General features: G+C 38.9%; 19 protein-coding genes. All 19 read left to right on the top strand.

What is annotated here, in order from left to right; all coding sequences use genetic code 11:
• The first annotated feature begins 210 nt into the window (after positions 1-210).
• The 19 genes from HMPREF0634_RS09255 (at position 211) to rplF (ending at position 10,893) form a co-directional block, all read left to right on the top strand.
• Entirely contained in the window at positions 211-2,001 is a 1,791-nt protein-coding gene (locus HMPREF0634_RS09255; RefSeq protein ID WP_007791415.1) for an aminopeptidase P family protein, read from the top strand.
• A 16-nt stretch (positions 2,002-2,017) separates the two neighbouring features.
• Positions 2,018-2,851, top strand: coding sequence for an SDR family NAD(P)-dependent oxidoreductase (locus HMPREF0634_RS09250; RefSeq protein ID WP_007791543.1), 834 nt, complete (start codon positions 2,018-2,020; stop codon positions 2,849-2,851).
• 299 nt (positions 2,852-3,150) lie between these two features.
• A complete protein-coding gene (gene rpsJ / locus HMPREF0634_RS09245; protein WP_007791571.1) occupies positions 3,151-3,462 on the top strand; it encodes a 30S ribosomal protein S10 in 312 nt (103 codons plus the stop codon).
• Between the two features lie 75 nt (positions 3,463-3,537).
• Positions 3,538-4,167, top strand: coding sequence for a 50S ribosomal protein L3 (rplC, locus tag HMPREF0634_RS09240; RefSeq protein WP_007791586.1), 630 nt, complete (start codon positions 3,538-3,540; stop codon positions 4,165-4,167).
• 24 nt (positions 4,168-4,191) lie between these two features.
• On the top strand, positions 4,192-4,815 hold the full coding sequence (gene rplD, locus HMPREF0634_RS09235) for a 50S ribosomal protein L4 (protein WP_007791554.1): 624 nt from the start codon (positions 4,192-4,194) through the stop codon (positions 4,813-4,815).
• A complete protein-coding gene (gene rplW, locus HMPREF0634_RS09230) occupies positions 4,815-5,105 on the top strand; it encodes a 50S ribosomal protein L23 (RefSeq protein ID WP_007791436.1) in 291 nt (96 codons plus the stop codon). Before rplD ends, rplW begins: the two co-directional genes overlap by 1 nt.
• Before the next feature lie 22 nt (positions 5,106-5,127).
• Complete coding sequence (gene rplB / locus HMPREF0634_RS09225; protein WP_007791447.1) at positions 5,128-5,958, top strand: 50S ribosomal protein L2; 831 nt, start codon at positions 5,128-5,130, stop codon at positions 5,956-5,958.
• A 33-nt stretch (positions 5,959-5,991) separates the two neighbouring features.
• Entirely contained in the window at positions 5,992-6,273 is a 282-nt protein-coding gene (rpsS, locus tag HMPREF0634_RS09220; RefSeq protein WP_007791386.1) for a 30S ribosomal protein S19, read from the top strand.
• A gap of 28 nt (positions 6,274-6,301) precedes the next feature.
• A complete protein-coding gene (gene rplV, locus HMPREF0634_RS09215; RefSeq protein ID WP_007791449.1) occupies positions 6,302-6,640 on the top strand; it encodes a 50S ribosomal protein L22 in 339 nt (112 codons plus the stop codon).
• Between the two features lie 18 nt (positions 6,641-6,658).
• The gene (gene rpsC / locus HMPREF0634_RS09210) at positions 6,659-7,453 is read left to right on the top strand and encodes a 30S ribosomal protein S3 (protein WP_007791566.1); all 795 of its coding nucleotides are present in this window, start codon (positions 6,659-6,661) and stop codon (positions 7,451-7,453) included.
• Between the two features lie 25 nt (positions 7,454-7,478).
• Positions 7,479-7,907, top strand: coding sequence for a 50S ribosomal protein L16 (gene rplP / locus HMPREF0634_RS09205; protein ID WP_007791551.1), 429 nt, complete (start codon positions 7,479-7,481; stop codon positions 7,905-7,907).
• Between the two features lies 1 nt (position 7,908).
• The gene (gene rpmC / locus HMPREF0634_RS09200) at positions 7,909-8,112 is read left to right on the top strand and encodes a 50S ribosomal protein L29 (RefSeq protein WP_007791384.1); all 204 of its coding nucleotides are present in this window, start codon (positions 7,909-7,911) and stop codon (positions 8,110-8,112) included.
• 28 nt (positions 8,113-8,140) lie between these two features.
• Positions 8,141-8,395, top strand: a complete 255-nt coding sequence (gene rpsQ, locus HMPREF0634_RS09195; protein WP_007791403.1) for a 30S ribosomal protein S17 — start codon at positions 8,141-8,143, stop codon at positions 8,393-8,395.
• Between the two features lie 23 nt (positions 8,396-8,418).
• Positions 8,419-8,787: a 50S ribosomal protein L14 gene (gene rplN / locus HMPREF0634_RS09190; RefSeq protein WP_007791577.1), complete on the top strand. Its 369-nt coding sequence runs from the start codon at positions 8,419-8,421 to the stop codon at positions 8,785-8,787.
• A gap of 25 nt (positions 8,788-8,812) precedes the next feature.
• Positions 8,813-9,118, top strand: coding sequence for a 50S ribosomal protein L24 (rplX, locus tag HMPREF0634_RS09185; protein WP_040565979.1), 306 nt, complete (start codon positions 8,813-8,815; stop codon positions 9,116-9,118).
• Positions 9,119-9,145: 27 nt separating this feature from the next.
• Positions 9,146-9,688 carry a 50S ribosomal protein L5 gene (gene rplE / locus HMPREF0634_RS09180; protein ID WP_007791563.1) on the top strand — a complete coding sequence of 181 codons (543 nt, stop codon included), beginning with the start codon at positions 9,146-9,148 and terminating at the stop codon, positions 9,686-9,688.
• Positions 9,689-9,707: 19 nt separating this feature from the next.
• Entirely contained in the window at positions 9,708-9,893 is a 186-nt protein-coding gene (locus HMPREF0634_RS09175) for a type Z 30S ribosomal protein S14 (RefSeq protein WP_036763168.1), read from the top strand.
• 31 nt (positions 9,894-9,924) lie between these two features.
• Positions 9,925-10,323, top strand: a complete 399-nt coding sequence (gene rpsH, locus HMPREF0634_RS09170) for a 30S ribosomal protein S8 (protein WP_007791424.1) — start codon at positions 9,925-9,927, stop codon at positions 10,321-10,323.
• Positions 10,324-10,350: 27 nt separating this feature from the next.
• The gene (rplF, locus tag HMPREF0634_RS09165) at positions 10,351-10,893 is read left to right on the top strand and encodes a 50S ribosomal protein L6 (protein ID WP_007791379.1); all 543 of its coding nucleotides are present in this window, start codon (positions 10,351-10,353) and stop codon (positions 10,891-10,893) included.
• Positions 10,894-10,907: the final 14 nt, after the last annotated feature.

The raw sequence follows: 10,907 nt of genomic DNA, 5'->3' as shown, positions 1-10,907 counted from the left end.
GCTCCTATATACGTAGGATACTCTTTATGGTTGTATGATATTTAGCGTTGGTGAGAGAAAAAATTCTCTCCCAACGCTAAATTTTTGCAAAAAATATGTCTGGTCTGATTTTGACTAGTAGGCGAAAGATAGAAATATGCTTAGGATAAATATGGTATAATTTAAATTAGAGCATTTACAATTTACTGAGGAGGGGGTGCTATAAAAGTTATGAAGGTTAAACAAAGACTTGAGGCCTTAAGGGACTTAATGAAGGAACATCAGATAGATATATACTTGGTGCCTACTGCTGACTACCACAATAGTGAGAATGTAGGCAGGTACTTTATGGAGAGGGCCTATATAAGCGGTTTTACAGGTTCTGCTGGTAGTGTTCTAGTAGGTAAAGACTGGGCAGGCCTATGGACAGATGGTAGGTACTTTTTGCAGGCAGAAGACCAACTTGAGGGGTCTGGTATAGACCTATACAAGATGGGGCAAGAAGGTGTGCCTAGCCTTGAAGAATTTTTAGAGGACAAGCTGGATCGAGGGGGAAAACTGGCCTTTGATGGAAGGTGTGTGACCTATGGACAAGGACTAGTCATGGAGAAAATAGTAGCTGAAAATAAGGGAAGTCTAGTCTATGACATAGACCTGATAGACCAGGTATGGGGGGATAGGCCACCTATGGCTAGGGAGCCCATATTCGAGCTACAAATTAGGTATGCTGGTGAATCCAGGGCAGACAAGCTAGGAAGACTTAGGTCAGCTATGGAAAATATAGGGGCTGATTGTCATATTATAACGAGTCTAGATGATATCGGATGGATCTTAAATATTAGGGGCAGGGACGTTGACTATTTCCCCCTAGCCTTGTCCTACCTAATAGTGGATATGGAGAAGGCTGTTCTATATATAGATAGAGAGAAAATAGGTCCAGAAATAATGGCAGGTCTAATAGGAGATGGGGTAGTGATAAGACCCTATGAGGAAATTTATGATGACATAAGAACCATAAATAATAAAATCCTACTTGATCCAGACTGGGTAAACTACGCTATTTATGGAAATATAGGGGACAAGGACCTAATAATAGAGGGCCAAAACCCAACTATTATGATGAAAACAGTCAAGAATAAGGTTGAAATAGAAAATATAAGACAGGCCCATATTAAGGATGGGATAGCCCACACAAAGTACCTATATTGGTTAAAAAAAGAAGTAGAGGCAGGTCGAATAGGTAATCAAACAGAAATGTCTGTTTCTGACAAGTTAGAAAGCTTAAGGAGGGACCAGGAGGACTTTATCTGTCCTAGCTTTGCCCCAATCTCTGCCTTTGGGGACCACGGAGCCATAGTTCACTATGAGGCTGATGGCCTATCAAATAAAGAATTGGCTCAAGGAAGCTTCCTTTTGAATGATACTGGTGGCAACTATATCCAGGGGTCTACTGATATCAGTAGGACTACAGCCCTGGGTCAGGTTAGACAAGAAATGAAGGAAGACTATACCAGGGTTCTACAGGCCCACATAAGGTTGGCAAGGGTCAAGTTCTTGTATGGGTGCTCAGGTGCCAACCTAGATATACTTGCTAGGCAACCCCTATGGGATGCCTACCTAAACTACAACCATGGAACAGGCCATGGGGTAGGCTACTTGGCCAATATCCACGAACCCCCTATTAGCTTTAGGTGGCAGGTTGGGGTTAAGCCAGCTACTAGGTTGGAAGAGGGAATGGTAATAACCGACGAGCCAGGCCTATACATAGGTGGATCACATGGTATAAGGATAGAAAATGAGCTCTTGGTAAGAAAGGGGCCTAAAAATGACTATGGTCAGTTTATGTACTTTGAAGCTCTTACATATTGCCCAATAGACCTGGACCCTGTCTTGGTAGATATGTTGACAGAGGATGACAAGGCCTACCTGAATGATTACCACCAAAAAGTATATGACCTTATAGGGCCAGGCCTGGAAGAGGAAGAAAGGCGTTGGTTAAGAGAGGTTACAAGGCCTATTTAAGAGGTGGGTACTTGGCTTGATAGCAAAGAAAGTAAAAAAGAAAAGGATGATAAATATGGAAAAAGATATAAGACCAGATAAATGGGCCCTGGTAACAGGGTCAAGTTCTGGTATAGGTAGGGAGATAGTAAAGCTCTTGGAATCCTATGGTTATGGGTCAATATTGGTTGCCAGGAGGAGGTCTAGGTTGGAAGACCTTGCCGAGGACCTAAAATACAAAAGCTATATAATAGAAGCTGACCTTAGCCAGTCTTCAACTGCAAAAGACTTGTGTCAAAAAGTAGACCAGTTAGAGGAAAAAGAAGCCATAAGGATTGACCTCTTGGTAAATAATGCTGGTTTTGGTGATCTTGGCTTCTTTGGAGATACAGACCTAGACAAGGAACTGGATATGATCCATGTAAACATAGAGAGTCTTCATATATTAATGAAGCACTACTTGAAAAGATTTGTTGAAGAAGATAGGGGTCATATATTAAATGTGGCATCAAGTGCCGGCCTTATGCCAGCAGGTCCCTATATGTCTACATATTATGCAACTAAGGCCTATGTGACCAGCCTGACAAGCGGAGTTGCCAAAGAACTCAAGTATAGGGATTCAAGAGTTGTAGTTTCTGCCTTGTGTCCTGGTCCGGTGGATACAGAATTTAATGATGTGGCCAATTGCAGTTTTGATATAGGCAGTATAGGACCAGGCCAATGTGCAAGAGAAGCCCTAGAAAATCTATTTAAAGGAAAGACTATAATAGTTCCATCTACTAAAATGAAGTTGGCAACTAAATTTTCTAAAATTTTGACTAGGAATAGGCTAATAGATATATGTGGTAGGCAACAAAAGAAAAAAATCTAAAAAAATAAAGTTTTTTGTTTGAAAAAATGAGTCCAGGGTAGAAATAAAAAGTAGCCAAGGGGTGTGAAAAGCATATCCCTAAAACCTTAAAATTTCAATAAAAATAAATAAAAAACTTTAAAAAAAAGCTTGCATTTGCAGGCTTTTTTTGTTAAAATAATCTAGTACGCTCATGTAAGTGGGCAGGTTTTGGGTGGATAAAAACAAAAATCGGTTAGGTGGTTACGACACACCCGGAACAGTTTATCGGTGTTTTGATTTATCTGGCCAGGTAAATAAAATCAGAAGGAGGGACTAAAATGGCTAAGAATGAAAAGATAAGAATAAGATTAAAATCATATGATCATAAGTTGTTAGACTATTCAGCTGTAAAGATAGTTGATACTGCTAAAAAAGCAGGTTCTCTAGTAGCAGGTCCAATACCACTTCCAACAGAGAAGAAGGTAGTGACTATACTAAGAGCTGTACATAAGTACAAAGACTCTAGAGAGCAGTTCGAAATTAGAACTCACAAGAGACTAATCGATATAGCTAATCCAACACCAAAGACAGTTGACTCATTAATGAAGCTTGACTTGCCAGCTGGTGTAGATATAGAAATCAAATTATAAGCCACCTAAGATAGAAATATCTTAGAATGATTGCCCGCTTTTGGGTAATCCGCTGTAAGAACCTAGGAGGTAAAAATGAAAGGTATTTTAGGAAAGAAGATAGGAATGACTCAGGTCTTTACTGAAAATGGTGAAGTAGTACCAGTAACAGTAGTTGAGGCAGGTCCTGTATCAATCACACAGATTAAGACTGTTGAAAATGATGGCTACCAGGCTATCCAGGTTGGTTTTGTAGATGCCAAGGAAAAGGCACTAAACAAGCCACAGAAGGGACATCTAGCTAAGGCTGGTGTACTAAAGAGAAAGTTAAAAGAATTCAGAGTAGATTCACTAGAAGGATATGAAGTAGGTCAGGAATTAAAGGCTGACATATTTGCTGAAGGTGAAAAGATAGACGTAACTGGTATATCAAAGGGTAAGGGATTCCAGGGTCCAATAAAGAGACATGGGCAGAGTAGAGGTCCTGAAACTCACGGTTCTAGATACCACAGAAGACCAGGTTCAATGGGTGCTTGTTCTTACCCAGGTAGAGTATTCAAGAACAAGAAGCTTGCTGGACACATGGGTAGTGTAAAGGTTACTGTACAGAATCTTGAAGTTGTAAAAGTAGATGCTGAAAAGAATCTTTTATTAATAAAGGGCGCTATTCCTGGTGCTAAGGGATCAGTAGTAACTGTTAAGGCAGCTATTAAGGGTTCTAACTAATCACAGAGGAAAGGAGGATTAACAATGCCAAAGATTAATGTATTAAACGTATCAGGCCAGAATGTTGGTGAAATCGAATTAAACGATTCAATATTTAATATAGAAGTTAACGCACACGTGCTTTACGAAGCTGTTAAGTGCCAGTTAGCTAACAAGAGACAGGGTACTCAGTCTGCTAAGACAAGAGCAGAAGTTAGAGGTGGCGGTAGAAAGCCATGGAGACAGAAGGGTACAGGTAGAGCTAGACAGGGTTCTATCAGATCAGTTCAGTGGGTAGGCGGTGGAGTTGCATTCGCACCAAAGCCAAGAGATTACTCTTACTCACTACCAAAGAAGGTAAGAAGACTTGCTATGAAGTCTGCTTTATCATCAAAGGTACAGGACAATGAAATAATAGTATTAGATGCTCTAAGCTTAGAAGCTCCTAAGACTAAAGAAATGGTAAATACATTCAAGAATTTGAACGCAGCTAAGAAGGTATTGGTTGTAACTGCTGAAAATGATGCAAACATCGTTAAGTCAGTAAGAAACATAGAAGGTGCTAATGTTTGTCACGTAAGCACACTAAATGTTTACGACATCCTAAACTGCGATTCATTCATTATAACTACAGACGCAGTTAAGAAAGTGGAGGAGGTGTACGCGTAATGACAAATCCACATGATATAATCATAAAGCCAGTTGTTACTGAACAGTCAATGACTGAAATGGGAAATAAGACTTATACTTTTGTTGTTGCAAAGAGCGCCAACAAGACTGAAATAAAGAAGGCCGTAGAAAAGATCTTTGATGTAAAGGTTGAAAGAGTAAACACTCTAAACTACGACGGTAAGACTAAGAGAATGGGAAGAACAGTAGGAAAGACTGCTAGCTTCAAGAAAGCTGTAGTAAAGCTTGCTGCTGACAGTAAGGATATAGAATTCTTCACAGGAATGTAATTAGAATAAGGAGGAATAAATAATGGCTATTAAAAAGTTTAAACCAACGTCTCCTGCCTTAAGACAGATGACAGTTTTAAAGTCTGATGAAATAACATGCAACCAGCCAGAAAAGTCTCTTCTTGTAAACCTTAAGAAGAATGCTGGTAGAAATGTTCACGGTAAGATAACTGTACGTCATAAGGGCGGCGGAAACAAGAGAAAATATAGATTAATAGATTTCAAGAGAAATAAAGATGGCGTACCTGCTAAGGTTGCTACAATAGAATACGATCCAAACAGAACTGCAAACATCGCACTTCTTCACTATGCAGATGGTGAAAAGAGATACATACTAGCTCCAGTTGGTATGCATGTAGGTGACACAATCCTTTCAGGTTTAGGTGCAGACATCAAGCCAGGTAACTGCCTTGAATTAAAGGATATGCCAGTTGGTACATTAGTACACAACATAGAGCTAAAGGCTGGTAAGGGTGGTCAGTTAGTCAGAACTGCTGGTGCATCTGCTCAGTTGATGGCTAAGGAAGGTACTAAGGCACTTCTAAGACTTCCATCAGGCGAAATGAGATATGTAAACAACAACTGTAGAGCTACTGTTGGCCAGGTTGGTAACATAGAATACGGTAATGTTGTAATCGGTAAGGCTGGTAGAAAGAGACACATGGGAATCAGACCTACAGTTAGAGGTTCTGTAATGAACCCTAATGACCATCCACACGGTGGTGGTGAAGGTAGAGCTCCAATAGGTAGACCATCACCAGTAACTCCATGGGGTAAACCAGCTCTAGGATACAAGACTAGAAAGAAAAACAAGGCTTCTAACAAGCTAATAGTATCTAGAAGAACTAAGTAATAGATTTAATTTACTCAGGAAGGAGGATTATTAATGTCAAGATCAACAAAAAAAGGACCTTTTGTCCATGCAGGATTATTAAAAAAGGTTGAAGCTATGAACGCTAGCGGAAATAAGGAAGTAATCAAGACTTGGTCAAGAACTTCTACAATATTCCCTCAGTTCGTTGAACACACTATAGCAGTTCATGACGGAAGAAGACACATACCAGTATATATCACAGAAGATATGGTTGGACATAAATTAGGAGAATTCGTTCCTACAAGAACTTTTAGAGGTCACAAGGACGATGAAAAATCTTCAAAGAGAAAATAACTAATTGAAGGTGAAAGGAGGATCATTAATGGAAGCAAAAGCTACAGCTAAATATGTTCGTGTATCAGCTAGAAAAGCTGGTCAGATATGCGACTTAGTTAGAGGAAAAGACGTAAATGAAGCATTAGCAATATTAAAGTTTACACCAAGATATGCTGCGGAAGTAATAGCAAAGGTTGTAAAGTCTGCTGCTGCAAACGCTGAAAATAACCACGAAATGGATACAGATAAGTTATATATAGCATCTATAGTTGCTAACCAGGGACCTACAATGAAGAGATTCATGCCTAGAGCACAGGGTAGAGCAACTGCAATCAGAAAGAGAACATCTCACATAGAGGTAGTTGTCAAGGAAAGAGAAAATTAATAAGAAGGAGGGACACAAATGGGTCAGAAGGTAAATCCACACGGCTTAAGAGTTGGTGTAATTAAAGATTGGGACTCAAGATGGTTCGCTAATGATAGAAAAGAATTCGGTGAGTTCTTAAAGGAAGACCATGTGTTGAGAACTAGCTTGAAGAAAGAGTTATACTCAGCTGGTTTAGCTAAGATAGAAATAGAAAGATCTGCTAATAAGATAAAGATGGACTTACATGTTGCAAAGCCAGGTGTTGTAATAGGTAAGGGAGGAGCTGGAATCGAAGCTCTAAAGAAGAGATTGGAAACTATGACTGGTAAGACAGTTATACTTAACATAATCGAAGTTAGAAACATAGATAGAGATGCTCAGTTAGTTGCTGAAAACATAGCACAGGCAATCGAAAGAAGAATTGCATTTAGAAGAGCTATGAAGCAGGCTGTACAGAGAACTATGAAGTCAGGAGCAAAGGGAATCAAGGTAAGTGCTTCTGGTAGACTAGGTGGAGCGGAAATGGCTAGAACTGAAGGATACAGTGAAGGTAACGTGCCACTACAGACATTAAGGTCTGACATAGATTACGGTTTCGCTGAAGCTGATACTACTTATGGTAAGATTGGTATCAAGGTTTGGATCTGTAATGGAGAAATTCTTCCAGGCAGAAATGTTTCAATCGAAAGAGAAGAAAAGAAGGCTGAAAGAAGAAACGGCAGAGACAACAGAAGAGGCGGCAAGGGTAACGATAGAAGAGGTAGAAATAACGATAGAAGAAGCAACAATAGAGGTCCTAGAGCTTCTAAAAAAGAAGCAAAGCAGGACTAATTAGTTCGGAAGGAGGAAACGACTCATGTTAATGCCAAAGAGAGTAAAGCGTCGTAGAGTACATAGAGGAAGCTTGGCTGGTAGGGCACACAAGGGTAATAAAGTTACTTATGGTGAGTATGGTCTAGTTGCACTAGAACCATCATGGATAACATCTAACCAGATAGAAGCAGCCAGAATAGCTATGACAAGATATATAAAAAGAGGTGGTAAGGTTTGGATTAAAATCTTCCCACACAAGCCAATAACAAGAAAGCCTGCAGAAACTCGTATGGGTGCTGGTAAGGGTTCTCCAGAATATTGGGTAGCAATAGTTAAGCCAGGTAGAGTAATGTTTGAACTAGCTGGTGTTTCAGAAGAAAAGGCTAGAGAGGCAATGAGACTTGCAGCTCACAAATTGCCAATCAAGTGCAAGTTTGTAAAGAAAGAAGATTTAGAGAAGGTAGGTGAATAGGATGAAAGCTAAAGAATTAAGAAATCTATCAACTGAAGAACTATTAGCAAAGTTAGATGAATTCAAAAGTGAATTATTTAGCTTAAGATTCCAATTAGCTACTGGTCAGTTACAGAATACAGCTATAATAAAGACTGTAAAGAGAGACATAGCAAAAGTAAAGACTGTTCTTGCAGAAAGAAAGTTAAACGAAGCTAGAGCTTAATATTGGAAGAAGGAGGCTTTTGATAGACATGGAAAGAAACAGAAGAAAAGTTAGAATTGGCCGTGTTGTTAGTGATAAGATGGAAAAGACTGTTGTAGTTGCTTGCGAAGATTTCGTAAAACATCCACTTTATAACAAGCGTGTTAAGAGAACTAAGAAATACAAGGCTCATGATGAAATGAATATGTGTAACATAGGAGATAGAGTTAGAATAATGGAAACTAGACCTTTATCTAAGGACAAGAGATTCAGAGTAGTCGAGATAATAGAAAAGGTAAAATAGTTTACATAGAAGGAGGAATTGCGATGATACAGCAGGAAACACGTTTAAAAGTAGCTGATAACTCAGGTGCTAGAGAACTTTTATGCATACGTGTTCTTGGCGGAAGTAAGAGAAAGTACGCCAATGTAGGTGACGTAATAGTTGCAACAGTAAAAAGTGCAACACCAGGCGGAGTTGTAAAAAAAGGTAAAGTAGTAAGAGCTGTTGTAGTTAGAAGCAAGCAGGGAATGAGACGTAACGATGGTAGCTATATTTCATTTGATGAAAATGCTGCAGTTATTATAAAGGACGATAAGACACCAGTAGGTACTCGTATATTTGGACCTGTTGCGAGAGAGTTAAGAGACAACGACTTCATGAAGATAGTATCTCTAGCTCCAGAAGTACTATAATTAGAGGAGGTGCAATAGATCAATGATGCGTGTAAAGAAAGGCGACACTGTTGTAGTTATAGCAGGTAAGGACAAGGGCAAAAAGGGGCTAGTTCTAAATGTTGATGCAAAGAACGACAAGGTTCTTGTTGAAGGTATAAACATAATAACTAAGCACAACAAGCCATCTGCTACTAACCCACAGGGTAGAATAACAACTAAGGAAGCTCCAATACATATATCAAATGTAATGCCATTTGATCCAGAAACTGGAAAGGGTGTAAGAGTAAGATACGAAGTAAAAGACGGAAAGAAAGTTAGAGTATCTGCTAAGAGCGGTAAAGAATTATAAGAAATATAACCGAAAGGAGGGAACACAATGGCTTCAAGATTAGAAGAAAAGTATAAAAAGGAAGTTGCTCCAGCATTAATGGAGAAATTTGGATATAAAAATATAATGGAGATACCAAGACTTGATAAGATAGTTATCAACATGGGTGTTGGTGATTCAAAGGATAATTCAAAGGCTTTAGAAAAGGCTGTAGAAGAATTAGAAATGATAACTGGACAGAAGCCAGTTATAACAAGAGCTAGAAAGTCAGTAGCGAACTTCAAGCTAAGAGAAGGTATGCCAATAGGTACAAAGGTTACTCTTAGAAGTGACAAGATGTACTATTTTATGGATAAGTTAGTTTCTGTATCTCTACCAAGAGTTAGAGACTTTAGAGGTGTTAGTGCTAATTCATTTGACGGAAGAGGTAACTATGCACTAGGTATCAAGGAACAGCTTATTTTCCCTGAAATCGAATACGATAAGGTAGATAAGGTAAGAGGTATGGACATAATCTTCGTTACAACTGCAAAGACTGACGAAGAGGCTCGTGAACTAATAAAGTTATTAGGAATGCCATTTTCTAAGTAGATAAAAAGGAGGAATTCACGTGGCTAGAAAAGCAATGAAAGTAAAGCAGCAAAGAAAGCAGAAATATAAAACAAGAGAATACACTAGATGCTCAATTTGTGGTAGACCACATTCAGTTCTAAAGGATTTCGGTATTTGCCGTATCTGTTTTAGAGAATTAGCATATAAGGGTGAAATCCCTGGTGTAAGAAAATCAAGTTGGTAAGATATAGATAATTCGGAAGGAGGATTTTATTATGACAATGACAGATCCAATCGCAGATATGCTTACAAGAGTAAGAAATGCAAACACTGTTAAGCATGACACTGTTGATGTTCCTGCTTCTAACATAAAGAAAGAAATAGCTAGAATACTTCTTGAAGAAGGATTCATCAGAGGCTATGATGTAATAGAAGATGGAAAGCAAGGAATAATAAGAATGCAGCTAAAGTACGGACAGAATGGTGAAAGAGTAATCTCTGGACTAAAGAGAATATCTAAGCCAGGTATGAGAATATATGCAGCTGCTGAAGATGTACCAAAGGTATTAAATGGATTAGGTATCGCAATGATATCAACATCACACGGTATATTAACTGATAAGCAGGCAAGAAATAACAACGTAGGTGGAGAAGTAATCTGCTACGTTTGGTAAGATTTCATAATGTAAGGAGGTGTAATAATGTCAAGAATAGGTCTTAAGCCAATCATGATCCCAGCAGGTGTTGAAGTCACTCTAGGTGAAGACAACACAGTGACTGTTAAAGGTCCTAAGGGAACATTGACAAATAAGTTCAATAATGAAATGATAATAAAGAAGGAAGATAGCACTATAGTAGTTGAAAGACCAACTGAAAACAAGAAGCACAAGAGTCTTCACGGTCTTACTAGAACACTTATAAACAATATGGTAGTAGGTGTTTCTGAAGGATTCGAAAAGAAGCTAGAAATAAAGGGTGTAGGTTACAGAGCTGCAAAGCAGGGCAAGAAGTTGGTAATGAACATAGGATTCTCTCACCCAGTTGAGATGGACGATCCAGAAGGTATCACTACAGAAGTGCCTAACCAGTTTGAAATAATCGTAAAGGGTATCGACAAGCAGCAGGTAGGTAACTACGCATCTGTTATCAGAGCTTGGAGAAAGCCAGAACCATACAAGGGTAAGGGTATCAAGTATGTTGATGAAGTTATTATCCGTAAGGAAGGTAAAACTGGTAAGAAATAATAATTAGCGAAAGG

Source organism: Peptostreptococcus stomatis DSM 17678 (genome assembly GCF_000147675.1).
Taxonomy (GTDB): domain Bacteria; phylum Bacillota; class Clostridia; order Peptostreptococcales; family Peptostreptococcaceae; genus Peptostreptococcus; species Peptostreptococcus stomatis.
The sequence above is the reverse complement of the archived record's forward strand: the minus strand, read 5'-3'. Positions and strand labels throughout refer to the sequence as shown.